Origin of the sequence: Massilia sp. CFBP 13721 (assembly GCF_014842025.1) — a bacterium.
Lineage (GTDB): Bacteria > Pseudomonadota > Gammaproteobacteria > Burkholderiales > Burkholderiaceae_D > Telluria.
This window is the reverse complement of the sequence record NZ_JACYUY010000040.1, coordinates 13,157-39,041: the sequence shown is the minus strand read 5'-3', so window position 1 is coordinate 39,041 and position 25,885 is coordinate 13,157. Positions and strand designations below refer to the sequence as shown.

The window sequence follows — 25,885 nt, the reverse complement described above, 5'->3', positions numbered from 1 at the left end:
CCGTCAAGCTGATCAACCCGATCGCGATGGAAGAAGGCCTGCGCTTCGCAATCCGCGAAGGCGGCCGTACTGTCGGCGCCGGCGTGGTTGCCAAGATCATCGCCTAATTAGCGTTTGATCTGCCGGCGGTTCGTTCCGCCGGCACAACAAGAGGGGACAGAATTCCGATTCTGTCCCCTCTGTTCAAGTAGGAACGGTGATATACTTTCGCTCCTTTGCTGTACCCGTTGTCCCTGAAGTACCTGACAAATCATTGCCGGCCACGCGCCGGTTCGCTCTTTTCTAAGGAACTAGCATGTCCCAGAATCAGAAAATCCGTATCCGCCTGAAAGCGTTCGACTACAAGCTGATCGACCAGTCCGCACTGGAAATCGTCGACACCGCCAAGCGCACCGGCGCCGTCGTCAAGGGCCCAGTCCCACTGCCGACCCGTATCCAGCGTTTCGACGTCCTGCGTTCGCCGCACGTCAACAAGACCTCGCGCGACCAGTTCGAAATCCGTACGCACCAGCGTCTGATGGACATCGTGGACCCAACCGACAAGACCGTCGACGCACTGATGAAGCTGGACCTGCCAGCTGGCGTCGACGTCGAAATCAAGCTGCAGTAATTTTTTCGGGCTGACGCGACAAAATCGCGCGCCGAAATGAATCGGGGCCGGGAAGGGCCGCCACTTGGCGGACTTTCCCGGCCCCGATGCCGTTTACGTCGTAGGACGGGCATGCCCGCCTTCTACCGAGCGATTGCCTGATATTACATGCTAAGATCGGTCGCGCAGTGTTGAGCGATGCGACAGGTGCAACTGCATGGAATCGACACGGCGCCGTACAGCCGCCTGACTTGACCGGGGTGGTTTCTCTTGAATGGAGGCTTTAGAACATGCCTACACAAGAACAATTGCTCGTGATTTTGCAGGCGCGCTTCGAGCGCCATCCGCAGCGCCACCCGGCGCTCGCGTGGGCTGCCGTCGCCCGCAGGCTCGACAGCAAGCCTGACGCGCTGATGCCGCTTGCGGCCATGGAGGCGAGCGGCGGCGAGCCCGACGTGATCGGCCACGACCGCGATTCGGGAGCGATCACCTTCTGCGATTGCGTGTCCGAGAGTCCTGCCGGCCGGCGCAGCCTGTGCTTTGACAACGCCGCACTGGATGCGCGCAAACAAGCCAAGCCGCAGGGCAGCGCCATGGGCATGGCAGCGGCAATGGGGATCGATCTATTGACCGAAGCGCAGTACCGCGCCCTGCAAGCCGTGGGCGAATTCGACCTGAAAACGTCCAGCTGGATCGCAACGCCGGCACGCGTGCGCGCGCTGGGAGGCGCGCTGTTTTGCGACCGCCGCTATGACCAGGTGTTCGTGTATCACAACGGCGCGCAGTCGTATTACGCGGTGCGCGGCTTTCGCGGGGCGCTGACCGTTTAGAGAACGCTATTCGACTGGCCTGGGCAGTTGGCCAGCCTGTTCGCAGCTGACAGGCAACCGAGGAGCAGGGACAGCTATAGCTGCGAAAGTGTCAATCCATACTCGAATTGCGCGACAAAGCGCTGAATGTGCGCTGAATCCGTGCCAATCGACCGGTCCATATGGATGACGAGCCGGTCGCGCTTCCGCGCGTCAGTCAGCACAGCAAGTATCGCATCGCGCGTGGAAGCGTCGAGGATAACGCGCGTATCGTAGCCAAGCAGCGCGGCTCCGGCCAATTCGCGGTCATAATTTGCCATTTCCATGAGCGAATACGCCTCATCGTATAGGCGGTCCTCGTTGGCAGCCTGATGATAGTTCTTGGTAAGGAAATAGAAGTCCTCCGCATCCTTGTTGGTCGCAAGACCTCTTTCATCCCACGCAAGGATCTTCAAGGCTGTCAGCGCTGGAACGGAAACAACCCGAACGCCAACGCCGTTACCGATATCTACCTGAACCGCCGATTGGAGCGCTTCGGCATAGCCAGCCACGTTCATGACCACCTTCATGTCGGGTGGCCAGGCAATGACATTGCCAGGACCTTCGATTTCGCCGAAGGGGATAAGATCCAAAGGATAGGCAAGACCAAATTCATTGCGTCGATAGTAGAGGCGGTGAGCCTGGCCTGCGGCTGCCTCGAAATCACCGCTATCAACCAGTGCGTTTTTTATGTCCTCGAACTGATGCCAGTCCTTTACGGCGACCGCAAAGTCGACGTCGCGTGTAGCCCGCGCTGCGTCGACGCCAAACACATGGGTCATCAATATGTCGCGTGCGGTCGCGCCAACGATGAAATGCTCGGTGCCGGATATTTTTCCAATGTCGCGCAGTGATGCCAGCACGGCATGGATGACCGGATTAAGCGGTTTGTCTTTGCGAATCGTGTACATGGGCGACGACTTTTTTGAAGATCTGATCGGCGACCGCCAGGTTGCGCCCGTCCTGCGTCTCAAGCAAGTCGGCGTACACGAGGTGCCACGGAACTGTCGGGAATGAATCGGCGAACCTGTCCATGTTCCAGAATGGCTGAATGATTTCAATATTGCCTGTTGGGTCGGCTCGTAGACGATAGGTTTTGATCAAATCCTTCACTTCGCTATCCAGGTCCATGTAAATCGTGTACGAGGATGGGTTCAGATGCTGGGTAATCGATTCTGCCGCGACTTCGCCACTCCACGCGGATTCCCGGTAGCCTGGGCTCCAGGTCTTGCGTAGCTCATCGGCTCGATCGGAGGCGAAGCGGATTTTCCTGAGCTTCGGCCGCAGACGGTGCAGGTATCCGGTCGCCCACTCGCTCACTGCGAGTTCAGGAGATCGGATGAGACGGGTGCCGTCAGGCGTGACAGTAATGAAGCCGCGTGCTTCCAGGCCTTCGAATGCCTTGGCGATTGCGCCGGTCGACACCTGCACAGCATTAGAAATCTCGCGATAGGGGGCATTGAGCATAGCCGGCTCGGCCAGGGCGCCAAACAGAACGCGCAGCATGGCCGGCGTCATCCCCGCATCGCGCGCCTGCAAATGGCGCGATGCCTTGTCCAGCTTCCTGCCAGTGACGCTGATGAGAATGCCGGCGCCATCGGTGATGTAAGCATTCCCCGCAGTGTCGATAAACTGAATGCCGAGGGAATGGCAGCGTATTGCCAGGGCATCGGTAAGAACCGGACAGAACAGGAGGGTGGCTTCATCCAGCACCGATCTCGCTTTCAGGTCGTCGAGTGTCGAAAACCTGTCGACGACCTGCTTGACCTCATATCCGTATTGCAGTGACTGCCCTGCGACCCGAAGGCGCACCCGCCGCCCCCTGGTCCCGATCATGCCGACAAGCTTGCCTTCGATTCCTGTAGACGCATGCAAGCCCTGCAGCGACGCTTCGATCAATTGCGCTTCGGGCGAGCTTGCCTTCACATCGTGGCGGGCGTTCATATTTCCTCAATTTTCACGTAACGTGAACTAATAAAAATTATGAACGATCCTGTTTATCTGTTCAACTTATTTCGTCGTTCACGTTACGTGAACAAAGGAAAAATATGAACATAAGTGTGGGTCAAGCTTCCATCAATCCTTAGACCCGGTCTTCCAGCGCAGTCCAAAATTAAAGCGCCGGTCCATCATCTCGTGCGCGCTGGTGCGGCCCTGCTGTTCGAAGTACTCGACCATCTTGGTCACCTGCAGTTGGCCGCCCTGGTTTTCGATCATGGCAATCGCGCACATCATCTGGCTGCCGCCGCCGTCCAGGCGCACCTCGATCGGGGACTGGTTCGGCACCGCGATCGTGACCACGCCGTCGGTGGCGGACCAGTTCGGCACACCCTCGTAGATGAACGTGAAAATGATCGCACGCCGGATCTGGGCGAACTGGTCGCCGTTGATGTACAGGTTTTCGCCATTGCTGGAGGCGCCGGTACGGTCGTCGGCATCGAGCTTCATGTAAGGCGCGCCTTCGTATTCGCCCCAGGCGTTGCCGAGCGCCTGCACCAGACCCTTGCGGCCGTCGGCGAGTTCGAACATGCAGCCCAGATCGAGGTCGATGCCGCCCGAGCGTTTGCGGCCGGCCATCGCGCCGCCCATTGCGCCGCTGACGGCGCCGCTGAGGCGGCCGAGCAGCCCACCCTTTTCCGGCGCTGGGGCCGGGGCGGGCGCCGGTGCGATGCTGGAACGGTTCCAGTTCAGGTTGACGTGGATGCGGCCGAAGCCGGCGCCGGCGCGCTTGTCGAGCGAGACCTTGTCGCCGCGCTTTTCCAGCGTGATCTTCGACAGCGAAACCTTCGGCGCCGCAGCGGGAGCAGCAGCCGGCGCTGGCTTCGATGGCGCCGCCTGCGTGCCGCCGAAATGCTCGAGCAGCACGGCCAGGCCGCCATTGAAACCCTGGCCGACGGCGCCGAAGCGCCACTGGCCATCGCGCCGGTAGAGTTCGGCCACGATCACCGCCTTTTCGTCGCCGAAGTCGCTGCCCGACCACGGGAAGCGCACGGCATTGCCGAGGCTCAGGCTGGACGCGCCGAGCGCGCGCATGGTTTGGGCGCCGTCGATCGCCGCCACGAACACGAGTTTGGCGATCGAACTCGGGAGCGCATCGAGCTTGAGGTTGAAACGGGCGCCGCCGGAGCGCAGCTCGAGGCGCACCGCGTCGCCCGGGCTGGCCAGCTGGTTATAAAACACCATGTAGCGGTCGTCCGAGAGTTTATCTGCGCTGTCCAGGCCGAAGCAGGAGACGTCGACCGCCATGCCCGGCGCTCCGATGTCGAGGTCGACCGCGAAGCTGGTGCCGACGCCGAGGTCGGCGAGTTTGCCCTTCTGGCCGCGTGAAAAGTTAGTCATGGGGTGTCCCTTTCGATGTTCAGAGGGCGCCGTGCGCGCCGAAGATATGCGATTGCGCGACCAGGCGTTCGGCCCAGGCGCGGTGAGTGGCGACTTCGCACATCGACTCGTGCATCTTGAAGACCGCCGGGCTGTTCTCGTCGAGGATCGCGTGCGCCACCGCCAGGTCGTGCGGCCGGACCTTGTAATGCTCTTCGATCGGCGCGATCTGGCTCGGGTGGATCGCGGTCTTGCCGATCATGCCGTAGGCGATGTCCTCGGTGACTTCCTGGTCGAGCAGTTCGGGCAGGTCGAGGTGCTCGAACACGGGTGCGGTGAGCATGAAGCCGTGCGGGCGGAAGACCGTCACGAGGCGCGCGATCACCGGCCCGAGCGGGGTGCGGTAGATCGTCATGCCGCGCGGGCGGCGCAGGCCGAGCAGGGCCAGTAGATCGTTACCGCCGATGCGCAGCGCCAGGATGCGGCTGCGCACGCCGGGCGATTGCAGCAGGTCGCGGAAGGATTCCATCTCGCGCTCGCTGAACACCTCGCTCGTTTCCAGCGTTGGCATCAGCATGTGGCTTGTATCGCGCACGAGGCGGTAATAGGCCTCGAAATTCTGGCGCGTCGCCTTCGGGATCACGAAGCCGGTGAGTTTATGGGCGCCGGGCATCGCCAGCACGCGCGTGAGCACGTCGGGATTGCGCACGCGGACGAACCGCTCGGCCTGGACCTCTGGCTGCATGTTCTGCAATACCACCGACAGGTTGAACAGCGCCCAGCCGAGTTCGCGGTCGGCGACCGCATCCTCGGTACAGAAAATCAGCGAGCGCGCCTGCGGCAGTTTCTCGCCGTTGGCGATCTGCAGCAGGTCTTTGTGATTGGCTGGCACGTACAACGACGCGCCCATCGATTTATGCATCCGATGCACTCCTGATCAGCGATACAGCTTGGTAGGGCAATGCCGGATCGACTTCGACCGGCACGTTTTTCTCAATGGCCAGCAGGCGCAGGTGCGCCACGGCCGGATGGTCGGGGTCGCGCAGCAGCAGCAGGCGCGGCACGCGGCGCAGCAGCACGCGCGTGGCTTCGCCGATGCCGGGTTTGATCAGGTTGACGTCGCCGATGCCGTAGCGTTCTTGCGCTGCCTCGATATAGGCGCGCGAGCGCGCTGCTGCGGCGGCGGCATCGACCGATTGCGCTTGCTCCGCGTGGCTGGCCTGCGCCAGCGCGAACTGTTCCAGCGCGTCGACAAAGCTGCGCGAGCGGTCCTCGGCGGCAAAGCTGTCGTACAGCACGCAGCCGTGGAAGTCGGCGGGGCCGATGGATTCATTGAGCACCGAGCGGCTGACCAGGCCGGAGACCGTCGCGTTCAGGATGCTTGACGGGATCAGGTAATCGTCACAAGAGGCGGCGCGGGCAGCGGCGCCGGCCAGGTCGGACAGCACGTACAGGCCGGCGTCCAGCGCGACACCGTGCTGCGCATTGAAGCGCACGATCGATGACGCCAGCTCGCGCGCGATCACGCCCTTGCCGGTCCAGCCGTCGACGAACACGATCGATTCCGGAGAATGGCCCTGCGCCAGGATGTGGCGCAGCGCATTGGCGTCGATGCCGCGGTCGCGCACGATCGAGACCGAATAGTGAACAGTCGCGCGCCCGTGCACCTGTTCCAGCAAGCGTTTCAGGACGACGCCGACCGGCGTGCCGCCGCGCGCCAGCGATACCAGCGTGACCGCACCGCCGCGCCGCGCCGCGATCAGGCCGGCCAGGCGCAGGCAGTCGCGCGCCATGCGTTCGCCATTGCTGCGGCAGGCGGCGTCGAACAGCGCCAGGTAACGCCCCGACGGCAGCCGTTCCGGCGACAGCAGCTCGCTGTAGTGGCGCCGTCCCGACTGGATCAGCGCTTCCTTCTCGCGCACATCGACGAAATCGGCCAGCGGCAGGCGCTTGAGCAGGAAGCGGACGTCGCTGTCCAGATAGCTGCCGGCGAAGCTGGAAGAAGCGCTCACAGCGCCTCCACCGTCAATTTCGACAGCTGGGTGCGGCGCGGAATGATGGCGTAGTCGCAATCGGCCATGAAGCGCGCATCCGAGCGCGAATCTCCCATGCCGAAGGTGACGATCTCGCCGTGCTCGCGGCGCAGGCGTTCGGTGACGTAGGCGACGGCATTCGCTTTATCCAGGCTGGTGGGCAGGATGGCGAGGTTGTTGCCGTTGCGGTGGACGCAGTAGCCGCCGTTGCCGTCGGCGATCCAGGGCAGCACTACTTCGCGCTCGATGCGTTCCAGGTTGCCATGCACCTTGTCCGGATCTTTCACCACAATGAAAAAGGGCGTACCGGCGTCTTCCACCAGGCGCGTGCGGCCGCCATAACCGGTCTTGTCGGCCCAGGCGTCGATGTGCGCGGCGAGCGCCTGCAGGCCGGGCAAGGCCGCCGTCATGAGGCCATGCATGCGGCCCTGCCAGTCGCGCTCGATGCTGCCGTCGGGCTGCAGGATGATGCCGCCGAAATTGAGGACGACATAGCTGGTGAAGCCCAGATTGACGCGACTGAACGCGTCCAGGCTGCGCGCCGTCGTTGGGATCACGGTCATGCCCTCGCTGACGAAAGCAAAAAAGGCGCGCTGGGCCGGCGTGGTGTACGAACAGATGCTGCCGTTGCTGTAATAGGCGGCCGGCTCGAGCGCTTCGCGGACGGCGCATTTTTCCAGCGTCTGGAACAGCGTGTCGTCCAGGTCAGCGAACAGGAACTTCTTCAACATCGTCCTCGGTGTGATAGTGGAACAGGCGCGCGTCCAGCGTGCGCGCAAGCGCGTGCAAGGCGTCGCCGGCCGGTGTCTCGTGGCAGACCAGCACGTGCCGGTACTGGCCGGGCGCGACGTTATAGATGAAATTCGGGATGCCTTCGCCGTAGTTGTCGGGGAAGGTCAATGCGTGCCCCACCGCGCCCCAGGTGAGGATCGGCGAGCGCGTGGTGGACTGCACGACGACATCCAGCCTGCGCCGTTCGAGCGCGGCGCCCAGCAGCGTCGACACGTGCATGAATTCGCCGGTGCCGAGCACCAGCACGGGTTCGTCGCGTGCGATCGTCGCCGCCAGCCGGTCGGCCAGCGCCGCCGGCGTGCGCAGCACCCGCGCCAGTCCCAGGCGGCCAAAGGCGGTGCTGGCGCCACGCTCGGCTTGCGCGTCGTAGCGCTGCGCCGGCGCCGGGTCGACCGGGCAGTCGGCCGGCGTAAAACGGTAGGCGCCTGCGACCAGCGCGCCCAGCGTCGTCGGCAAGCCGAAGCGCGCCGTCAGGGCGTCCGTTGCGGCGGCGCCCATGAAGTTCGCCAGCACCGCCAGGTGGACCTGCGCCAGGTCCGGGTTCAAGCGCCGACACGCCTGCGTCAAGTTCAAAAACGTGTTGCCGGTGCTGGCTTCGTCATCCACCAGCACGATGGTGCGCGCGCTGCGCAGCAGGCCTTGTTCATGGTCGCCATCCGGCATGTGCAGGAACTGGCGCGGCGCGTGGCTGTGCGCTTCCTCGAATTCGATGATCGGGCCGTCGCCGACGCGGTAACGCGTCGTCTGCAGGAACAGCGCCTGCTGGCCAGGATGGGCGCGCAGCCAGGCTTCGAATACGCCCTGGCCGAGGCCGACGGCCGTCTCCGCCATGGCGATGAACAGCACCGGACCCGGTGTCGCGGGCACGCCGGCGGCCAGGCGCGCATGGATGTCGAGCATGCGCTGCGGCCGCACCGGCCAGTGCTTGCCGAGCACCTTGCTGACGAACAGGAAGCCGCGCTTGGCATTCGCGCGCGCGGCAAAGCCGAGCAGGTCGTCGAGTTCAGCCGCACCCTGGTGCAGTTCGACTTCCAGCCGGCCGGTCGGCAGCTCTTTGACGATGGAAGCGGGCAGGCTGTCGGCGCGCGCGTTCATGCCAGCTCCACGGCGCGCGCGAGTTCGGCGACGCGGATGCGGTCGCGTACCGGTGCGATCTCCAGGCCTTCATAACCGTCGGCGAAGCCGCGCAGCGAGATATACGGCAGATTCGGCCCGGCCACGCAAGCCATGCCGATCCCGCCCGACATGCGCGGATTGATTTCCAGGAGACGGGGTTTGCCGCCGGCTTCGCGGAACTGGACATTGAAGATGCCGTTCAAGCCATGTGTACGGCACAGCTGCGCGGTCGCTTCCAGGATGTCGTTTCTCTGGTCGATGCGCTGGCCGGCGCCGGCTTGCGTCGATTTGCGGCGCACGACGGCGGTCACCAGGCGGCCGTTGTCGCCGACGCAGTCAACGCTGTATTCGCGGCCTTCGAGGAATTCCATCAGCAGCATGTTGCGGAAGGTTCCCAGTTTCGCCAGCCCCGCGCGGAAATCGGCCAGCGAGACGTGGTATTCAGCGCCGGCCATCAGCAGTTCGGCGCTATTGCGCTCCTCGTCGAGGACGGCGAAGCCGAGGCCATAGATCGAGTGGGTCGGCTTGACGCACATTTTCGCGTGGCGGCGGCGCAGCAGGTCGTAGGCAGCCTCGAAGGCGGCGACATCCTCGAACGGGCGGAACTCGGCCACCGGCGCCAGCGGCAGCACGGTCTCGGCATAGAAGCGCGCCTTGTCGTGGATGAGCTGCAGGGCTGCTTCGGACGCTGCGCTCTGCACGCGCGTGCCGATGGCTTCGAACAGGGCGTGGGCGCCGGCAATCGCCGTCGCTTCGCGACCCGGGACAAAGATATCGACCTGGTGCTTGCGGCAGAATTCCACACACCAGTCGATGTAGTCGGCGGTGGTCAATCCGGTCGGTTCGAGGTGAAATTCGTGGGCGATCCGCGCAACGGGGGACGCCGGATTCGGATTGCTGTGGAGGATAGTAAAACGCTGGTCGCTGTCGGCCTGGCGGATCAGGTCGATGGCGGTGTGGACGGACGAAAAGCTACGGTTGAACCAGACGCGCATAAATGATGTTGTCGCAGTGGGAGAGCAGTCCCGCCGGGGGAGGGCGGGACCGGGTCTGATGCTATGGCGCTTAGACGTTGACGCCGAACGAGCGGGCGAGGGGGCCGAGGCCGCCGTTATAGCCCTGGCCGACGGCGCGGAACTTCCAGTCGGTGCCGGCGCGGTACAGTTCGCCGAAGATCATGGCGGTTTCGGTCGAGCTGTCTTCGGACAGGTCGTAGCGGGCGATTTCGGTGTTGCCGTTGGCGTTCAGGCAGCGAATGAAGGCTTTGCCGACCATGCCGAAGCTCTGGCGGCGGCTTTCCGCTTCGTGGATCGTGACGCAGAACGAAATCTTGTCGACATCCTGCGGCACGCGCGACAGGTCGACGGTGACGGTTTCGTCGTCGCCTTCGCCCTGGCCGGTGGTGTTGTCGCCGTTGTGGACGACGGAACCGTCGCTCGACTTCAGGTTGTTATAGAAAATAAAGTCGTTGTCGGCGCGGACCTTGGCGTCGGACTTCAGCATGAAGGCCGAGCCGTCCAGGTCGAAGGCGGCGCCATCGGTCGAACGCGGGTCCCAGCCCAGGCCGATGATGACCTTGGTGAGGTTCGGGGCTTCCTTGCTGAGGTTGACGTTGCCGCCTTTTTGCAAACTGATTGCCATTACAGCTCCTTTCAGTAGGGAGTGAAACTGCTCAATATGCCGCCCCCGGCAGGGACGGCGCTTTGCCGATAACGCACGGGCCGCCAATGCTTCGCTCGGCAGCCAATATAGGCGCTAATTGACCGATTGTACACAGGCGGGCTTACGGAAGACTTAGGCCGCACGCTCTTCAGGCGCACCGCCCGCCGGGTCGTTCGCACCTGTACGCACGTCGGCCAAATGCAGCACTTGCGCCGGCAGCGCGATCGGCACGCCGCGCTCCTGCAGCGCCGTGTACACGTGCAGCAAAATCTCCTGCTGCAGGTTCATGTGGACCACGTAATCCGGGCTGTTGACGATGTAGACCGCCTCGAAGGTGAGGGCGGCCGGCCCGAAGCCGCTGAAGTGGGCGCGGTCGAAGGTGACCGCCGGCTCCTGCGCCTTGATCTTCTCGCGCACCATCTCGGCGATTGCGCGCAGTTCCGGCTCGAGCGTGCCGTACGGGACGCCGAAGGTGAACACAGCACGCCGCGTTTCCATCCGTTTTAAATTATGGATGCGGCTCTTCAGCAGGTCGTTATTGGAAAAGATGATCTGCTCGCCGCTCAGGCTGCGCACCCGCGTCGTCTTCAGGCCGACGTGTTCCACTGTCCCCATCACGCCGTTGACGTTGATGAAATCGCCGATCACGAATGGCTTGTCGAGCACGATCGAGAGCGAAGCGAACAGGTCGCCGAGGATCTGCTGCGCCGCCAGTGCGACGGCGATACCGCCGATGCCGAGGCTGGCCACCAGCGTCGTGATATTGAAGCCGAGGTTGTCGAGCACCATCAGCAGCAGTACCGCCCACAGCACGATGCGAAACACGAAGCCGAGCGCGGCGGTCGAGGTGGCGCGGCCGGGATCGTCGGCGCGCGCCGCGCGGTAGATCAGCAGCCAGGCGCCGAGCGCGCGGTCGCCCCAGCGCGCCACCTGGAACAGCGCCGCGGTGACGGCAATGCGCGTGATGATAAGGGTGCTGCGTTCCGGCAGGTTCAGCAGGGTCGCGCCGGCATAGATGCCGACCAGCAGCATGACCAGCACGCTGGTGCCGCGCAACGCCTTCAGGGCAACGTCGTCCAGTTTGGTCTCGGTGCGCGGCGCCAGCAGTTCCAGGCGCCGTTGCAGCAGCGTTTTAACGGCATGCAGGCCGGCCGTCACCAGCACGGCGACGGTCAGCGCCGCCACCCAGTCGAGGGCGGAATTGTTGAGGAAGGTGATGTTCATTCGTGTGGTCTCCTTTGCTCGTCGACATGGACGGGCATCGGTCATCCTTTGTAAATGGTTGATGCGCATGGATGGAAAGTCTTGGCGGCGGCGCGGCCGGCACGCCAGGAACATGCGAAGTGGGAGTGGCAGGAGAAAAACGGCGCCTTAGCTCCATGAAGCTTTTTAAGCATAGCATTGCAAAATGGCACGCACAACCCGCGTCACAATTGACGCGCCGCCGCCTGCGCCGCGGGGCGATTTACCCCATTGCCAAGTATTTTCACTCAGCTATTGCCAAACGGCTGTAGAGCTTCGTATAATACGGCTCCTCGGGCGGTTAGTTCAGTTGGTTAGAATACTTGGTCGACATCCAAGGGGTCGCAGGTTCGAATCCTGCACCGCCCACCAAAGACACTTCAAATATTCGCGGCAATCCCTTCTTGGGATTCCGTAGAGAAAAGGCGCACTAGTGCCTTTTCTGTGCTGGCCAGCCAGGCCAGATTCCTTCTTCTCCACGCTACTGCGAAAAACGCGCAACACGGGTCGACATACCTCCGATTCTCTTGTTGCGTCAAGCCCTTTTGCGCGCTATACTAGCCGGCTTCGGTACGGATTCATCAGGATCTGTACGTTTTTGTAGTTCAACTACCCCCGCCCAATCGTAGGTGGGAATGGAGAAAAAATGAGCTTGGGCCTTCTCGGTCGCAAGGTTGGCATGATGCGCATCTTCACGGATGACGGGGACTCGATCCCAGTTACCGTGCTCGACGTGTCGAACAACCGTGTCGCACAAATCAAAACTCCTGAAACTGACGGCTACGCCGCAGTCCAGGTCGCATTCGGTCAACGTCGCGCTTCCCGCGTGACCAAGGCAGTTGCGGGTCACCACGCAAAAGCAGGCGTCGAAGCTGGCACCATGCTGCGCGAATTCCGCGTCGACGCTGCCAAGGCAGCCGAACTGAAAACTGGCGACGCAGTCAATGTCTCGCTGTTCGAAGTGGGCCAGAAGATCGACGTGCAAGGCACCTCGATCGGTAAAGGCTACGCCGGTACCATCAAGCGTCACAACTTCGCATCGGGTCGTCAGACCCACGGTAACTCGCGTTCGCACAACGTTCCAGGCTCCATCGGTATGGCGCAGGATCCAGGCCGCGTGTTCCCAGGCAAGCGCATGACCGGTCACATGGGCGACGTCACCGTCACCACCCAGAACCTGGAAATCGCACGTATCGACGCTGATCGTCAACTGCTGCTGGTCAAGGGTGCAGTTCCTGGCGCGAAGAACGGTCAAGTGATCGTCAAGCCAGCCGTCAAAACCAAAGCACAGAAAGGAGCTTAATTATGGAACTTCAGCTCCTGAATGAGCAAGGTCAAGCCGGCGCCAACGTTGCCGCTACCGACGAAGTCTTCGGTCGCGAATACAACGAAGCCCTGATTCACCAGGTCGTGGTCGCCTACGCTGCCAACGCACGTAGCGGTAACCGCAAGCAGAAAGACCGTGAAGAAGTCAGCCACACCACCAAGAAGCCATGGCGCCAAAAAGGCACCGGTCGCGCTCGTGCTGGTATGTCGTCGTCGCCACTGTGGCGCGGCGGTGGTCGCATCTTCCCGAACTCGCCTGACGAGAACTTCACCCACAAAGTGAACAAGAAGATGTTCCGCGCAGGTATCTGCTCGATCTTCTCGCAGCTGGCCCGCGAAGGCCGCCTGGTCGTTATCGAGAACCTGTCGATCGAAGCTCCGAAAACCAAGCTGCTGTCGCAAAAGCTGCAGGGCATGGGTCTGGAATCGGTCCTGGTGATCACCGACACCATCGAAGAAAACCTGTTGCTGGCATCGCGTAACCTGCCGAACGTGCTGGTTGTCGAGCCAAAAGCAGCTGACCCGATGTCGCTGGTGTTCTACAAGAAAGTCCTGGTCACCAAAGCTGCTCTGGCCAAGATCGAGGAGATGTACGCATGAGCACCGCAATCAAATTTAGCGAAGAGCGCCTGATGAAGGTGCTGATGGCTCCGGTCATCTCCGAAAAGGCTACCTTCGTCGCGGAAAAGAACGAGCAGATCGTGTTCAAGGTCCTGCCTGACGCGACCAAGCCGGAAATCAAGGCTGCCGTCGAACTGCTGTTCAAGGTCGAAGTGGAATCGGTGCAAACCGTGAACCGCGAAGGCAAACAAAAGCGTTCGGGCCGTTTCAACGGTCGTCGCAACCACACCAAGCGTGCTTTCGTGTGCCTGAAGCCAGGCCAGGAAATCAATTTTGTCGAGGAGGCTAAATAATGGCACTCGTTAAGATGAAGCCAACCTCCCCAGGCCGCCGCGGCATGGTGAAAGTTGTGACCGAAGGCCTGTTCAAGGGCCGTCCGTTCGCAGCACTGGTTGAGAAGAAATCGAAGACTGCTGGCCGTAACAACAACGGTCACATCACCACCCGTCACATCGGTGGCGGTCACAAGCAACACTACCGTCTGGTCGACTTCAAGCGCCAGAAGGACGGCATTCCTGCCAAGGTCGAGCGTATCGAATACGACCCGAACCGTACCGCGCACATTGCACTGCTGTGCTACGCGGACGGCGAGCGTCAGTACATCATCGCCACCAAGGGCATGGCTGTCGGCGACAGCGTCATGAACGGCGCGGAAGCACCGATCAAGTCGGGTAACTGTCTGCCGATCCGTAACATTCCGGTCGGTACCGTGATGAACTGCGTCGAAATGCTGCCAGGTAAGGGTGCCCAGATGGCCCGTACCGCCGGCGCCGGCGTTGTCCTGATGGCCCGCGAAGGCACCTACGCCCAGGTCCGCCTGCGCTCGGGTGAAGTTCGCCGCGTGCACATCGAGTGCCGCGCTACCGTTGGCGAAGTCGGCAATGCCGAACACAGCCTGCGCAAGATCGGTAAAGCTGGCGCGATGCGCTGGCGCGGTGTTCGTCCTACCGTTCGCGGTGTGGTCATGAACCCGGTCGATCACCCGCACGGTGGTGGTGAAGGTAAAACCGCAGCTGGTCGTCATCCAGTGTCGCCTTGGGGCCAACAGACGAAGGGTAAGAAGACGCGTTCGAACAAGCGCACTTCTTCGATGATCGTTTCGCGCCGCGGCAAGAAATAAGGGATAAAAAATGACTCGTTCATTGAAAAAAGGGCCGTTCGTTGACGCCCACCTGGTGAAAAAAGTCGAAACCGCGCAAGCGAACAAAGACAAAAAGCCAGTTAAAACCTGGTCGCGCCGCTCGACGATCACGCCTGACTTCATCGGTCTGACGATCGCAGTTCACAACGGCAAGCTGCACGTGCCGGTGTACGTCTCCGAGAACATGGTTGGCCACAAGCTCGGCGAATTCGCGCTGACCCGTACGTTCAAGGGCCACGCCGCTGACAAGAAGGCGAAAAAATAATGGAAACTAAAGCTATCCTCAAAGGCGTACGCCTGTCGGACCAGAAAGGCCGCCTCGTGGCTGACCTGATCCGCGGCAAGAAAGTTGACGCAGCACTCAACATTCTGCAGTTCAGCCCAAAGAAGGGCGCCACCATCATCAAGAAGGTTCTGGAATCGGCCATCGCCAATGCAGAACACAATGACGGCGCCGATATCGACGAGCTGAAAGTCGTCGAGATCTACGTTGAAAAAGGCCCGATCCTGAAGCGCTTTACGGCACGTGCCAAAGGCCGCGGCGATCGCATTTCGAAACAATCCTGTCACATCTACGTGACTGTCGGTAACTAAGGAGTCACACGATGGGACAGAAGATTCACCCAACAGGCTTCCGCCTGTCCGTCACCCGTAACTGGGCGTCGCGCTGGTACGCCGGCAACGGCAACTTCGCCGAAATGCTGCAAGAAGATCTGGCAGCACGCGCTTTCCTGAAAAAGAAGCTGAAGAACGCTTCGGTCGGCCGCATCGTCATCGAGCGTCCAGCCAAGAACGCGCGCTTCACCATCTACTCGTCGCGTCCAGGTGTCGTGATCGGTAAAAAAGGCGAAGACATCGAAGTGCTGAAGTCGTCGCTGACGAAGATCATGGGCGTGCCCGTGCACGTCAATATCGAAGAGATCCGCAAGCCGGAAATCGATTCGCAGCTGATCGCCGATTCGATCTCGCAACAGCTCGAAAAGCGCATCATGTTCCGCCGCGCGATGAAGCGCGCCATGCAAAACGCCATGCGTCTGGGTGCCGTCGGCATCAAGATCATGTCGTCGGGCCGTCTGAACGGCATCGAAATCGCACGTACCGAATGGTACCGCGAAGGCCGTGTGCCTCTGCACACCCTGCGCGCCGATATCGACTACGGCACCAGCGAAGCATCGACCACGTACGGCATCATCGGCGTCAAGGTCTGGGTCTACAAGGGCGACCGTTCGGTCACCGGCGAAGCCCCGGTCATCGACACCCCGCCGGACGAGAAGAAGCCACGCGGCCCACGTCGTGACGATGGCAAGCCATCGCGCGGCCCACGTCCAGCTGGCGGCGCCCGCCCAGCTGCAGCGCCAACCGTGCGTGCGCGTCCAGCCGTCAAGCTGGCGACCCCGGCCGCTGCTGCACCAGCTGAGAAAGCAGGAGAATAAGCATGCTGCAACCATCGCGCAGGAAGTATCGTAAAGAGCAGAAAGGCCGTAACACCGGCATTTCGCACACCCGCGGCACCGCGGTCTCGTTCGGCGAATTCGGTCTGAAGGCAGTTGCCCGCGGCCGTATCACCGCACGCCAGATCGAAGCGGCACGTCGCGCCATGACCCGTCACATCAAGCGTGGCGGTCGTATCTGGATCCGTATCTTCCCGGACAAGCCGATTTCGAACAAGCCGGCCGAAGTCCGTATGGGTAACGGTAAAGGTAATCCGGAATACTACGTCGCCGAAATCCAGCCAGGCAAAGTCCTGTATGAGATGGATGGCGTCGGTGAAGAACTGGCGCGCGAAGCATTCCGCCTGGCCGCTGCCAAACTGCCACTGGCAACCACGTTCGTGGTTCGTCAAGTCGGCCAATAACAGGAGTTGAATATGAAAGCATCGGAACTCCGCGGCAAGGACCAGGAAGCGCTGCAAAAGGAGCTGAGTGAGCTGCTGAAGGCCCAGTTTGGCCTGCGCATGCAAATCGCTACCCAGCAGCTGGGCAACACCGCGCAGCTCAAGAAAGTACGTCGCGACATCGCGCGTGTGAAGACTGTGATGAACTCGAAGGAAGCCAAATGAACGACACCACTAAAACGGCGCTGAAGCGTACGCTGGTCGGCAAGGTCGTGTCCGACAAAATGGACAAGACGGTAACCGTCCTGATCGAGCGTCACGTGAAGCACCCGCTGTACGGCAAGATCATCGTGCGCTCGAACAAGTATCACGCGCACGACGAGACCAACCAGGCCAAGACCGGCGACACGGTCGAGATCGCGGAAGGTCGTCCGATCTCGAAGACGAAAGCTTGGACTGTTACGCGTGTTGTGCAGGTTGCACAGGTACTGTAAGCAGTAAAAATTAGTCTTGCGTGGCCCGCTGGTATCTGAGATACTAGCGGGCTTCGTTCATGTGTTGCCGCAGTTTGTCCCCCTCGGTAACTGCGGCCTGTACGAAGCAATTGGAAAGTCCAATCACCCAATCGTAATGCTCCAGCAGGGGCGTCACGGCGGGACCAAGACTGACCGCAGGCCTACGGTTTACCGTGGGATTTCTTCGGCTTAAGTTGGGAAAGAAAATACTATGATTCAAACTGAAAGCCGGCTCGAAGTAGCCGACAACACGGGTGCAAAAGAAGTTTTGTGCATCAAGGTGTTGGGCGGCTCCAAGCGCCGTTATGCGAGCATTGGCGACATCATCAAGGTGACCATCAAGGTTGCTGCGCCACGTGGCCGTGTCAAAAAAGGTGAAATTTATAACGCTGTGGTTGTGCGTACCGCTAAAGGTGTGCGCCGCCAAGACGGCTCCCTGGTGAAGTTCGACGGCAATGCCGCAGTGCTGCTCAACGCCAAGCTGGAACCGATCGGCACCCGTATCTTCGGACCAGTGACCCGCGAACTGCGCACTGAAAAGTTCATGAAGATCGTGTCCCTGGCACCTGAAGTACTGTAAGGAGTCGCAATGGATAAGATTCGTAAAAACGACGAAGTCATCGTTTTGGCTGGTAAAGACAAAGGCAAGCGTGGCGTGGTTTCGCGTCGCGTCGACGCCGAGCACGTCATCGTCGAAGGCGTGAACGTTGCCAAGAAGGCCGTCAAGCCAAACCCGATGACCGGCGTCCAAGGTGGTATCGTCGACAAGACGATGCCGATTCACGTCTCCAACGTCGCGCTGTTCAACGCCGCGACCGGCAAGGCTGACCGCGTAGGCTTCAAAGACCAGGACGGCAAGAAAGTCCGCGTCTACAAGTCTTCCGGCGAAGAAGTGAAGGTGTAAGAAATGGCCCGTCTCCAACAATTCTACAAAGACAAAGTCGTCGCTGACCTGACCGAGAAATTCGGCTACAAGTCGGTGATGGAAGTGCCGCGCCTGACCAAGATCACCCTGAACATGGGTGTTGGTGAAGCGATCGCCGACAAGAAAGTGCTCGAGCACGCTGTGGGCGACCTGACCAAGATCGCCGGCCAGAAGCCAGTGACCACCAAGTCGCGCAAGGCAATCGCGGGTTTCAAGATCCGTGAAGGCTACCCGATCGGTACGATGGTGACCCTGCGCGGCGCCCGTATGTACGAGTTCCTGGATCGTTTCATCACCGTGGCCCTGCCGCGCGTGCGTGACTTCCGTGGCGTGAACGGCAAATCGTTCGATGGTCGTGGCAACTACAACATCGGTGTCAAGGAACAGATCATCTTCCCTGAAATCGATTACGACAAGATCGACGCGCTGCGTGGCATGAACATCTCGATCACCACCACCGCTAAGACCGACGACGAAGCCAAAGCGCTGCTCGCCGCCTTCAAATTCCCGTTCAGGAACTAAGAGCATGGCAAAACTTGCACTGATTAACCGCGAACAGAAGCGTGCAGACCTGGTGGAGAAATTCGCCGCAAAGCGTGCAGCTCTGAAAGCAATCATCGACGACCAGTCGAAGACCGAAGAAGAGCGTTACGAAGCGCGTCTGAAACTGCAGACCCTGCCACGTAATTCGGCGCCGACCCGCCAGCGTAACCGCTGCGCCATCACCGGCCGTCCACGTGGCACGTTCCGTAAATTCGGCCTCGCCCGTACCAAACTCCGCGAATTCGCCATGAAGGGCGAAATTCCGGGTATGACCAAAGCCAGCTGGTAATAGGAGAATAAGCAATGAGTATGAGCGATCCTATCGCCGATATGCTGACCCGCATTCGCAACGCACAAACTGTTCAAAAGACCACGGTCGCAATGCCGTCGTCGAAAGTCAAGGTTGCCATTGCCAACGTCCTGAAGGACGAGGGTTACATTGAGGATTTCGCCGTGTCCACCGAAGGTGGCAAGTCGGAACTCAAAATCGGTTTGAAGTATTACACCGGCCGTCCGGTTATCGAGCGCATCGAGCGCGTTTCCCGTCCTGGCCTGCGTGTCTACAAAGGCAAAGACGAGATCCCGACCGTCATGAACGGCCTGGGCGTGGCGATTGTCTCCACCCCACAAGGCGTGATGACTGACCGCAAAGCCCGCGCCACCGGCGTCGGCGGCGAAGTTATCTGCTACGTAGCTTAAGGAGTAGACGATGTCTCGAGTAGCTAAGATGCCAATCGCAGTCCCAGCTGGCGCCGAAGTGGCGATCACTGCGGCCGCGATCACGGTCAAAGGCCCACTGGGCACCCTGACCCAGCCGCTGAACGGCCTGGTCAAGGTAGAAAACAACAACGGCACGCTGTCGTTCGACGTGGTGGACGATTCGCGTGAATCGAACGCGATGTCGGGCACCCTGCGTGCACTGGTCAACAACATGGTGACCGGCGTGACCAAGGGCTTCGAGAAGAAGCTGAACCTGGTCGGCGTGGGCTACAAGGCAGCAGTGCAGGGCAACGCCCTGAACCTGTCCCTGGGCTTCTCGCACCCGGTGCTGCACGCGATGCCGGAAGGCGTCACGGCCGTGACCCCAACCCCGACCGAAATCCTGATCAAGGGTATCGATCGTCAAAAGGTTGGCCAGGTCGCCGCTGAAGTGCGCGCTTACCGCTCCCCTGAGCCTTACAAGGGCAAGGGCGTCCGTTATTCGGACGAAGTGGTAAAGCTTAAAGAAACCAAGAAGAAATAATCGGAGCTGACGATGGACAAGAAAGAATCGCGTCTGCGTCGCGGACGCCAAACCCGCATCAAGATCGCGCAGCTGGGCGTGAACCGTCTGTCGGTTCACCGCACCAACCTGCACATCTATGCGAACCTGATCAGCCCGGATGCGAAGGTCCTGGTTTCGGCTTCGACGCTGGAAGCAGATGTGCGCGCCGAACTGGCAGGCCAGAGCGGCAAGGGCGGCAACGCCGCAGCTGCTGCACTGGTTGGCAAGCGTGTCGCAGAGAAAGCACTGCAAGCAGGGATCACCGAAGTGGCATTCGACCGCTCCGGTTTCCGTTACCACGGTCGTGTGAAGGCGCTGGCGGAAGCCGCGCGTGAAGCCGGTCTGAAGTTCTAAGGAAGAATCGTCATGGCAAAAATGCAAGCGAAAATGGCAAGCGACAAGCCGGATGATGGCATGCGCGAAAAAATGATCGCGATCAACCGCGTGACCAAAGTGGTCAAGGGTGGTCGTATCATGGGTTTTGCAGCGCTGACCGTTGTCGGTGACGGCGATGGCCGCATCGGCATGGGTAAAGGCAAGTCGAAGGAAGTTCCAGTCGGCGTGCAAAAAGCGATGGAAGAAGCCCGCCGCAACCTGATCAAGGTGCCCCTCAAGAACGGTACGCTGCACCACACCGTCACCGGCCGCCACGGCGCCTCGAAAGTGATGATGTCGCCAGCCAAGCCTGGTACCGGCGTCATCGCTGGTGGCGCAATGCGCGCTATCTTCGAAGTGATGGGCGTGACCGACGTGGTCGCCAAGTCGACCGGTTCGTCGAACCCGTACAACCTGGTGCGTGCAACCCTCGACGGTCTGTCGAAGATGAGCACCGCCTCCGACATCGCCGCCAAGCGTGGCAAGTCGGTCGAAGACATCCTGGGCTAAGGTGAAGACAATGGCAAACACCATCAAAGTACAACTGGTCAAGGGCCTGATCGGCACCCGTCAAGATCACCGCGCTACGGTGCGTGGTCTGGGTCTGCGCCGCGTCAACTCGGTTTCCGAGTTGCAGGACACCCCGTCGGTGCGTGGCATGATCAACAAAGTCTCGTACCTCGTTAAAGTAGTCGGGTAAGCCTTCGGGCTTACCTAACGGAGAAAACAATGGAATTGAATACCATTCAACCAGCTGACGGCGCCAAGCACTACAAGCGTCGCGTCGGCCGCGGTATCGGCTCCGGCCTGGGCAAGACCGCCGGTCGCGGTCACAAGGGTCAGAAGTCGCGTTCGGGCGGTTTCCACAAAGTCGGCTTCGAAGGCGGTCAGATGCCTCTGCAGCGTCGTCTGCCAAAGCGTGGCTTCAAGTCGCTGAACGCAACGTTCAAGGCTGAAGTGCGTCTGTCGGACCTGAACAACCTGGCCGTCGGCGACGTCGACATCCTGGTGCTGAAGCAAGCGGGCATCCTGCCGGTGGTGGCGCGCGACGTGCGCGTGATCCTGTCGGGCGAGATCACCAAGGCGGTGAACCTCAAGGGCCTGAAGGCGACCGCGGGCGCGAAAGCGGCCATCGAAGCAGCTGGCGGTTCGGTCGCTTAAAGCGATCGCTGCCTGATCGGAGCAAAAATTGGCGACTAATTCACAACTTGGTAAAAGCGCCGCTGCCGGCTTCCCCTGGGGTCGGTTGTGGTTTTTGCTTGGCGCGTTGGTCGTGTACCGCATCGGTGCCCATATCCCGGTCCCCGGGATTGACCCGATTGCGTTGGCGTCGCTGTTCAAGCAGAACGAAGGCGGCATCCTGGGCATGTTCAACATGTTCTCGGGTGGCGCGTTGTCCCGCTTTACCGTGTTCGCTCTCGGGATCATGCCCTATATTTCGGCTTCGATCATCATGCAGCTGGGGTCGATCGTCTCGCCGCAGCTGGAAGCGCTGAAGAAGGAAGGCGAAGCAGGGCGCCGCAAGATCACCCAGTACACCCGTTACTTCACGGTGGCACTGGCGTTGTTCCAGGCGTTCGGCATCGCCGTCGCGCTCGAAGCCCAGCCGGGCCTCGTTCTCGATCCTGGCATGGGCTTCCGCTTCGTTACGGTCGTGACGCTCCTGACCGGCACCATGTTCCTCATGTGGCTGGGCGAGCAGATCACCGAGCGTGGCCTCGGCAACGGTATCTCGATCATCATTTTTGCCGGTATCGCTGCCGGTCTGCCGTCGGCACTGGGTGGCTTGTTCACTCTCGTCTCGAACGGTTCGATCCCAAGCTTTGCCGCGATCTTCATCGTCATCCTGGTGGCTCTGGTTACGTACATTGTCGTGTTCGTGGAACGTGGGCAGCGCAAGATCCTGGTGAACTACGCCAAACGTCAAGTCGGCAATAAAGTGTACGGCGGCCAAACCAGCCACCTGCCACTGAAGCTGAACATGGCCGGCGTGATTCCTCCGATCTTCGCGTCCTCGATCATCCTGTTCCCGGCGACGATCGTTGACTGGTACACGCGGGGCAAGGACTCCAGCGGCCCGTTCATCGGGTTCCTGAAAGACCTGGCAGCCTCGCTGACGACCGGTGAACCGATCCACGCGCTGCTGTATGCGGTGGCGATCGTGTTCTTCTGCTTCTTCTATACCGCGCTGGTATTCAACAGCAAGGAAACGGCGGACAACTTGAAGAAAAGCGGCGCGTTTGTGCCAGGCATCCGTCCTGGCGACCAGACCGCTCGCTACATCGACAAGATCCTGATGCGCCTGACCCTGGCTGGTGCGGTGTACATCACCGCCGTGTGCCTGGTGCCGGAGTTCCTGCAATCGGTGTGGAAAGTTCCTTTCTACTTCGGCGGCACGTCGCTCCTGATCATCGTGGTGGTGACGATGGACTTCATGGCACAAGTGCAGAACTACGTCATGTCGCAGCAATATGAATCGCTGCTGCGCAAGGCGAATTTCAAGGGCGGAATTCCGACGCGATAAGCGGGGAGTGATGAGACCGAATGGCAAAAGACGACGTCATCCAAATGCAAGGTGAGATTCTCGAGAATCTCCCAAATGCGACATTTCGCGTAAAGCTGGAAAACGGGCATGTGGTCCTGGGGCATATCTCGGGTAAAATGCGGATGAACTATATCCGCATCCTCCCGGGAGACAAGGTAACGGTCGAGTTGACGCCGTACGACTTGTCCCGGGCGCGCATCGTATTCCGCACCAAGTAAAAAATATTCAGTAAACTCACCAGGAGTACAAAATGAAAGTTAATGCTTCAGTCAAGCGGATCTGCCGCAACTGCAAGATCATCAAGCGCAAGGGCGTGGTCCGCGTGATCTGCGTCGAGCCGCGTCACAAGCAGCGTCAAGGTTAAGAGGAATAACGAATGGCACGTATTGCAGGGGTTAACATCCCAAATCATCAGCACACTGTTATCGGCCTGACGGCGATCTACGGTGTTGGCCGTCCACGTTCGCAGAAAATCTGCGACGCGACTGGTATCGCGACCAACAAGAAGGTCAAGGACCTGGACGACAACGAACTCGAGAAGCTGCGTGACGAAGTCGCGAAGTTTGTCGTGGAAGGCGACCTGCGCCGCGAACTGTCCATGAACATCAAGCGTCTGATGGATCTGGGTTGCTACCGCGGCATGCGTCACCGTAAGGGTCTGCCAGTGCGCGGTCAGCGTACCCGCACCAATGCACGTACCCGCAAAGGTCCGCGCAAGGCCGCTCAATCGTTGAAGAAATAATCTAGGAACCGACCATGGCCAAGCAACAAAGCAGCGCAGCAGCAGCGCGCGTACGTAAAAAAGTGAAGAAGAACGTGGCTGAGGGCATCGCCCACGTCCACGCTTCGTTCAACAACACCATCATCACGATCACCGACCGCCAGGGCAATGCCCTGTCGTGGGCGACATCGGGTGGCGCAGGCTTCAAAGGCTCGCGTAAATCGACTCCGTTCGCGGCTCAGGTCGCTGCTGAAGCAGCCGGCAAGGTCGCCCAAGAGAGCGGCGTGAAGAACCTGGAAGTGCGCATCAAGGGCCCAGGCCCAGGCCGTGAATCGGCTGTCCGCGCACTGAACAACCTGGGTATCAAGATCACCGAGATCCAGGACGTGACGCCAGTGCCGCACAACGGCTGCCGTCCACCAAAGCGTCGTCGTATCTAAATTCAGCCGGGCAGTTCTGCTGCCCAGTTGTTTTCGGTACACCGCTTAAGCAGTAAGCAGTAGCAAAAGCCGGTGCAGTGGCCCGAATTCGGGTATACTGCCCGGCTGTTGTCGTCCTGTACCTCGTGCAGGACATCTTTTCAGCCACGTCCGCTCATCAATGGGTCGGACTAGCGCCTGCCGCATCGATCACGATGCCTCTGGGGCGTGATTAATACATCAAAGGATTCAACGTGGCACGTTATATCGGACCAAAAGCAAAACTGTCGCGCCGTGAAGGCACCGACCTGTTCCTCAAGAGCGCACGCCGCTCGCTCGATTCGAAGTGCAAACTGGACGTCAAGCCAGGCCAGCACGGCGTCAAGTCGGGTGCCCGCACCTCGGACTACGGCAACCAGCTGCGCGAAAAGCAAAAGGTCAAGCGCATGTACGGCATCCTCGAGCGCCAGTTCCGCCGCTACTTCGCAGAAGCGTCGCGCCGCAAGGGCAACACCGGCGAAACCCTGCTGAAGCTGCTGGAATCGCGCCTGGACAACGTCACCTACCGCATGGGCTTCGGCTCGACCCGCGCTGAAGCGCGTCAGCTGGTGAGCCACAAGGCGTTCACCGTCAACGGTAACGTTGTCAACATCGCGTCGTACGCCGTCAAGACCGGCGACGTCATCGCTGTGCGCGAAAAGGCGAAGAAGCAAGTGCGTATTGTCGAAGCGCTGTCGCTGGCAGAACAGATCGGCATGCCGAGCTGGGTGTCGGTCGACTCGAAGAAGATGGAAGGCACCTTCCGTTCGTTCCCAGAGCGTAACGAGATTGCTGCAGACGTCAACGAAGCACTGATCGTCGAACTGTACTCGCGTTAATCGTTAGTCGGTATTCACGCCCGCTCCTCACCGAGCGGGCGTTTGCACTTCCCAGAATTCAAAGTCATCAGCCTTATCGGTGTAACGAGCCGAGGGTATTGAAAAGGACATTTCATGCAAAATAGTTTGTTGAAGCCACGTATCATCGACGTCGAAGCACTCGGCGCCGGTCACGCCAAAGTCGTGATGGAGCCGTTTGAACGTGGCTATGGCCACACGCTGGGCAACGCACTGCGCCGCGTCCTGCTGTCGTCGATGATCGGCTACGCGCCGACCGAAGTCACTATCGCCGGTGTCGTGCACGAGTACTCGTCGCTTGACGGCGTGCAGGAAGACGTCGTCGACCTGCTGCTGAACCTGAAAGGTGTCGTGTTCAAGGTGCACAACCGTGACTCCGTGACCCTGACCCTGAAAAAGGAAGGCGAAGGCGCCGTGCTGGCATCGGACATCGATCTGCCGCATGACGTGGAACTGATCAACCCGGATCACGTGATCGCTCACCTGACCGCCGGTGGCAAGCTGGACATGCAGATCAAGGTCGAAAAGGGCCGTGGTTACGTGCCGGGTAACGTCCGTCGCCTGTCGGAAGACACGAACAAGACGATCGGCCGCATCATCCTGGACGCATCGTTCTCGCCAGTGCGCCGCGTGTCGTACGCAGTGGAATCGGCTCGCGTCGAACAGCGTACCGACCTGGACAAGCTGATCATCAACATCGAGACCAATGGCGTCATCACCCCGGAAGAGGCGATTCGCCAGTCGGCCCGCGTGCTGGTCGACCAGCTGAACGTGTTCGCCGCGCTGGAAGGCACGGAAGCCGCCGCCGAAGCACCATCGCGTGCGCCGCTGGTCGATCCGATCCTGCTGCGTCCGGTCGACGACCTGGAACTGACCGTCCGTTCGGCCAACTGCCTGAAAGCAGAAAACATCTACTACATCGGCGACCTGATCCAGCGTTCGGAAAACGAACTGCTGAAGACGCCGAACCTGGGCCGCAAGTCGCTCAACGAAATCAAGGAAGTCTTGGCTTCGCGCGGTTTGACCCTGGGCATGAAGCTCGAGAACTGGCCACCAGCCGGTCTGGAGAAGTAATTTTGTAGCACCCTATCCGGACACGATCGTCCGGATAGTTCAACCCTTATGAACCGGTCCGCGGTCATGCACAAGCATGAACGATC

40 protein-coding genes and 1 tRNA gene are annotated in these 25,885 nt (G+C 60.5%); 31 read left to right on the top strand and 10 right to left on the bottom strand.

Annotation, left to right across the window (positions count from 1 at the left end):
• The 3 genes from IFT60_RS25200 to IFT60_RS25190 form a co-directional block, all read left to right on the top strand.
• Positions 1-107, top strand: a 107-nt coding sequence (locus IFT60_RS25200) for an EF-Tu C-terminal domain-related protein (RefSeq protein ID WP_474795865.1), incomplete at its 5' end; no start/stop codon positions are given.
• 188 nt (positions 108-295) lie between these two features.
• On the top strand, positions 296-610 hold the full coding sequence (gene rpsJ, locus IFT60_RS25195) for a 30S ribosomal protein S10 (RefSeq protein WP_056337538.1): 315 nt from the start codon (positions 296-298) through the stop codon (positions 608-610).
• A 269-nt stretch (positions 611-879) separates the two neighbouring features.
• Entirely contained in the window at positions 880-1,419 is a 540-nt protein-coding gene (locus tag IFT60_RS25190) for a DUF4256 domain-containing protein (RefSeq protein ID WP_192056842.1), read from the top strand.
• Between the two features lie 74 nt (positions 1,420-1,493).
• Here IFT60_RS25190 and IFT60_RS25185 read toward each other — a convergent pair whose 3' ends face one another.
• The 10 genes from IFT60_RS25185 to IFT60_RS25140 all read right to left on the bottom strand — a co-directional run bounded on the left by IFT60_RS25185 (position 1,494) and on the right by IFT60_RS25140 (position 11,582).
• On the bottom strand, positions 1,494-2,348 hold the full coding sequence (locus tag IFT60_RS25185; RefSeq protein WP_192056841.1) for a nucleotidyl transferase AbiEii/AbiGii toxin family protein: 855 nt from the start codon (positions 2,346-2,348) through the stop codon (positions 1,494-1,496).
• A complete protein-coding gene (locus tag IFT60_RS25180; protein WP_192056840.1) occupies positions 2,317-3,381 on the bottom strand; it encodes a type IV toxin-antitoxin system AbiEi family antitoxin in 1,065 nt (354 codons plus the stop codon). The genes IFT60_RS25185 and IFT60_RS25180 overlap by 32 nt, the downstream gene beginning before the upstream one ends.
• Positions 3,382-3,513: 132 nt before the next feature.
• Positions 3,514-4,776 (bottom strand): TerD family protein, encoded by a 1,263-nt coding sequence (locus IFT60_RS25175; protein WP_192056839.1) that lies wholly within the window; start codon positions 4,774-4,776, stop codon positions 3,514-3,516.
• 19 nt (positions 4,777-4,795) lie between these two features.
• Positions 4,796-5,677, bottom strand: a complete 882-nt coding sequence (locus tag IFT60_RS25170) for an HpcH/HpaI aldolase/citrate lyase family protein (protein WP_192056838.1) — start codon at positions 5,675-5,677, stop codon at positions 4,796-4,798.
• Positions 5,670-6,767, bottom strand: coding sequence for a cysteine protease StiP domain-containing protein (locus tag IFT60_RS25165; RefSeq protein WP_192056837.1), 1,098 nt, complete (start codon positions 6,765-6,767; stop codon positions 5,670-5,672). Before IFT60_RS25165 ends, IFT60_RS25170 begins: the two co-directional genes overlap by 8 nt.
• Positions 6,764-7,519 carry an HAD family hydrolase gene (locus IFT60_RS25160; protein WP_307729716.1) on the bottom strand — a complete coding sequence of 252 codons (756 nt, stop codon included), beginning with the start codon at positions 7,517-7,519 and terminating at the stop codon, positions 6,764-6,766. Before IFT60_RS25160 ends, IFT60_RS25165 begins: the two co-directional genes overlap by 4 nt.
• Entirely contained in the window at positions 7,494-8,675 is a 1,182-nt protein-coding gene (locus IFT60_RS25155) for a phosphoribosyltransferase domain-containing protein (RefSeq protein ID WP_192056836.1), read from the bottom strand. The genes IFT60_RS25160 and IFT60_RS25155 overlap by 26 nt, the downstream gene beginning before the upstream one ends.
• On the bottom strand, positions 8,672-9,691 hold the full coding sequence (locus tag IFT60_RS25150; protein WP_192056835.1) for an ATP-grasp domain-containing protein: 1,020 nt from the start codon (positions 9,689-9,691) through the stop codon (positions 8,672-8,674). The genes IFT60_RS25155 and IFT60_RS25150 overlap by 4 nt, the downstream gene beginning before the upstream one ends.
• A 70-nt stretch (positions 9,692-9,761) precedes the next feature.
• The gene (locus tag IFT60_RS25145; protein ID WP_192056834.1) at positions 9,762-10,337 is read right to left on the bottom strand and encodes a TerD family protein; all 576 of its coding nucleotides are present in this window, start codon (positions 10,335-10,337) and stop codon (positions 9,762-9,764) included.
• Positions 10,338-10,490: 153 nt separating this feature from the next.
• On the bottom strand, positions 10,491-11,582 hold the full coding sequence (locus IFT60_RS25140; RefSeq protein ID WP_192056833.1) for a mechanosensitive ion channel family protein: 1,092 nt from the start codon (positions 11,580-11,582) through the stop codon (positions 10,491-10,493).
• Between the two features lie 313 nt (positions 11,583-11,895).
• Here IFT60_RS25140 and IFT60_RS25135 point away from each other — a divergent pair.
• The 28 genes from IFT60_RS25135 to IFT60_RS25000 all read left to right on the top strand — a co-directional run bounded on the left by IFT60_RS25135 (position 11,896) and on the right by IFT60_RS25000 (position 25,799).
• A tRNA-Val gene (locus tag IFT60_RS25135) sits at positions 11,896-11,972 on the top strand.
• A 274-nt stretch (positions 11,973-12,246) separates the two neighbouring features.
• A complete protein-coding gene (rplC, locus tag IFT60_RS25130; protein ID WP_192056832.1) occupies positions 12,247-12,903 on the top strand; it encodes a 50S ribosomal protein L3 in 657 nt (218 codons plus the stop codon).
• A gap of 2 nt (positions 12,904-12,905) precedes the next feature.
• On the top strand, positions 12,906-13,526 hold the full coding sequence (gene rplD, locus IFT60_RS25125; protein WP_192056831.1) for a 50S ribosomal protein L4: 621 nt from the start codon (positions 12,906-12,908) through the stop codon (positions 13,524-13,526).
• Positions 13,523-13,840, top strand: a complete 318-nt coding sequence (gene rplW, locus IFT60_RS25120) for a 50S ribosomal protein L23 (protein WP_182990702.1) — start codon at positions 13,523-13,525, stop codon at positions 13,838-13,840. The genes rplD and rplW overlap by 4 nt, the downstream gene beginning before the upstream one ends.
• Complete coding sequence (rplB, locus tag IFT60_RS25115) at positions 13,840-14,667, top strand: 50S ribosomal protein L2 (RefSeq protein WP_192056830.1); 828 nt, start codon at positions 13,840-13,842, stop codon at positions 14,665-14,667. Before rplW ends, rplB begins: the two co-directional genes overlap by 1 nt.
• A 10-nt stretch (positions 14,668-14,677) precedes the next feature.
• The gene (gene rpsS / locus IFT60_RS25110; RefSeq protein WP_182990704.1) at positions 14,678-14,953 is read left to right on the top strand and encodes a 30S ribosomal protein S19; all 276 of its coding nucleotides are present in this window, start codon (positions 14,678-14,680) and stop codon (positions 14,951-14,953) included.
• Positions 14,950-15,282 carry a 50S ribosomal protein L22 gene (gene rplV, locus IFT60_RS25105; RefSeq protein WP_181017582.1) on the top strand — a complete coding sequence of 111 codons (333 nt, stop codon included), beginning with the start codon at positions 14,950-14,952 and terminating at the stop codon, positions 15,280-15,282. Before rpsS ends, rplV begins: the two co-directional genes overlap by 4 nt.
• Before the next feature lie 11 nt (positions 15,283-15,293).
• The gene (gene rpsC, locus IFT60_RS25100; protein ID WP_192056829.1) at positions 15,294-16,121 is read left to right on the top strand and encodes a 30S ribosomal protein S3; all 828 of its coding nucleotides are present in this window, start codon (positions 15,294-15,296) and stop codon (positions 16,119-16,121) included.
• A gap of 2 nt (positions 16,122-16,123) precedes the next feature.
• Positions 16,124-16,543, top strand: coding sequence for a 50S ribosomal protein L16 (rplP, locus tag IFT60_RS25095; protein ID WP_056337588.1), 420 nt, complete (start codon positions 16,124-16,126; stop codon positions 16,541-16,543).
• Positions 16,544-16,555: 12 nt separating this feature from the next.
• Complete coding sequence (gene rpmC, locus IFT60_RS25090) at positions 16,556-16,747, top strand: 50S ribosomal protein L29 (protein ID WP_056337591.1); 192 nt, start codon at positions 16,556-16,558, stop codon at positions 16,745-16,747.
• On the top strand, positions 16,744-17,016 hold the full coding sequence (rpsQ, locus tag IFT60_RS25085; protein WP_020655684.1) for a 30S ribosomal protein S17: 273 nt from the start codon (positions 16,744-16,746) through the stop codon (positions 17,014-17,016). Before rpmC ends, rpsQ begins: the two co-directional genes overlap by 4 nt.
• Positions 17,017-17,248: 232 nt before the next feature.
• Complete coding sequence (gene rplN, locus IFT60_RS25080) at positions 17,249-17,617, top strand: 50S ribosomal protein L14 (protein ID WP_182990707.1); 369 nt, start codon at positions 17,249-17,251, stop codon at positions 17,615-17,617.
• 9 nt (positions 17,618-17,626) lie between these two features.
• The gene (gene rplX / locus IFT60_RS25075) at positions 17,627-17,941 is read left to right on the top strand and encodes a 50S ribosomal protein L24 (RefSeq protein ID WP_056337594.1); all 315 of its coding nucleotides are present in this window, start codon (positions 17,627-17,629) and stop codon (positions 17,939-17,941) included.
• Positions 17,942-17,944: 3 nt separating this feature from the next.
• The gene (gene rplE / locus IFT60_RS25070) at positions 17,945-18,484 is read left to right on the top strand and encodes a 50S ribosomal protein L5 (protein WP_182990708.1); all 540 of its coding nucleotides are present in this window, start codon (positions 17,945-17,947) and stop codon (positions 18,482-18,484) included.
• A 4-nt stretch (positions 18,485-18,488) separates the two neighbouring features.
• Positions 18,489-18,794, top strand: coding sequence for a 30S ribosomal protein S14 (rpsN, locus tag IFT60_RS25065; RefSeq protein ID WP_192056828.1), 306 nt, complete (start codon positions 18,489-18,491; stop codon positions 18,792-18,794).
• A gap of 14 nt (positions 18,795-18,808) precedes the next feature.
• Positions 18,809-19,204 (top strand): 30S ribosomal protein S8, encoded by a 396-nt coding sequence (rpsH, locus tag IFT60_RS25060; RefSeq protein ID WP_192056827.1) that lies wholly within the window; start codon positions 18,809-18,811, stop codon positions 19,202-19,204.
• Between the two features lie 10 nt (positions 19,205-19,214).
• Positions 19,215-19,748, top strand: a complete 534-nt coding sequence (rplF, locus tag IFT60_RS25055) for a 50S ribosomal protein L6 (protein ID WP_192056826.1) — start codon at positions 19,215-19,217, stop codon at positions 19,746-19,748.
• Positions 19,749-19,760: 12 nt separating this feature from the next.
• Positions 19,761-20,123, top strand: coding sequence for a 50S ribosomal protein L18 (gene rplR, locus IFT60_RS25050; protein WP_192056825.1), 363 nt, complete (start codon positions 19,761-19,763; stop codon positions 20,121-20,123).
• 12 nt (positions 20,124-20,135) lie between these two features.
• Positions 20,136-20,654, top strand: coding sequence for a 30S ribosomal protein S5 (gene rpsE / locus IFT60_RS25045; RefSeq protein ID WP_192056824.1), 519 nt, complete (start codon positions 20,136-20,138; stop codon positions 20,652-20,654).
• Positions 20,655-20,664: 10 nt separating this feature from the next.
• Positions 20,665-20,844 (top strand): 50S ribosomal protein L30, encoded by a 180-nt coding sequence (gene rpmD / locus IFT60_RS25040; protein WP_056337609.1) that lies wholly within the window; start codon positions 20,665-20,667, stop codon positions 20,842-20,844.
• 29 nt (positions 20,845-20,873) lie between these two features.
• Positions 20,874-21,305, top strand: coding sequence for a 50S ribosomal protein L15 (rplO, locus tag IFT60_RS25035; RefSeq protein ID WP_159627936.1), 432 nt, complete (start codon positions 20,874-20,876; stop codon positions 21,303-21,305).
• A 28-nt stretch (positions 21,306-21,333) separates the two neighbouring features.
• Positions 21,334-22,668 (top strand): preprotein translocase subunit SecY, encoded by a 1,335-nt coding sequence (gene secY / locus IFT60_RS25030; protein WP_192056823.1) that lies wholly within the window; start codon positions 21,334-21,336, stop codon positions 22,666-22,668.
• 20 nt (positions 22,669-22,688) lie between these two features.
• Positions 22,689-22,907, top strand: coding sequence for a translation initiation factor IF-1 (infA, locus tag IFT60_RS25025; RefSeq protein WP_005663428.1), 219 nt, complete (start codon positions 22,689-22,691; stop codon positions 22,905-22,907).
• 32 nt (positions 22,908-22,939) lie between these two features.
• Positions 22,940-23,053, top strand: a complete 114-nt coding sequence (gene rpmJ, locus IFT60_RS25020; RefSeq protein ID WP_005663407.1) for a 50S ribosomal protein L36 — start codon at positions 22,940-22,942, stop codon at positions 23,051-23,053.
• Between the two features lie 12 nt (positions 23,054-23,065).
• The gene (rpsM, locus tag IFT60_RS25015) at positions 23,066-23,431 is read left to right on the top strand and encodes a 30S ribosomal protein S13 (protein ID WP_056337616.1); all 366 of its coding nucleotides are present in this window, start codon (positions 23,066-23,068) and stop codon (positions 23,429-23,431) included.
• A gap of 14 nt (positions 23,432-23,445) precedes the next feature.
• Complete coding sequence (gene rpsK, locus IFT60_RS25010; protein ID WP_005663404.1) at positions 23,446-23,850, top strand: 30S ribosomal protein S11; 405 nt, start codon at positions 23,446-23,448, stop codon at positions 23,848-23,850.
• Between the two features lie 233 nt (positions 23,851-24,083).
• Positions 24,084-24,707 (top strand): 30S ribosomal protein S4, encoded by a 624-nt coding sequence (rpsD, locus tag IFT60_RS25005; RefSeq protein ID WP_192056822.1) that lies wholly within the window; start codon positions 24,084-24,086, stop codon positions 24,705-24,707.
• A gap of 114 nt (positions 24,708-24,821) precedes the next feature.
• Entirely contained in the window at positions 24,822-25,799 is a 978-nt protein-coding gene (locus tag IFT60_RS25000) for a DNA-directed RNA polymerase subunit alpha (RefSeq protein ID WP_026354946.1), read from the top strand.
• The last annotated feature ends 86 nt before the right edge of the window (positions 25,800-25,885 follow it).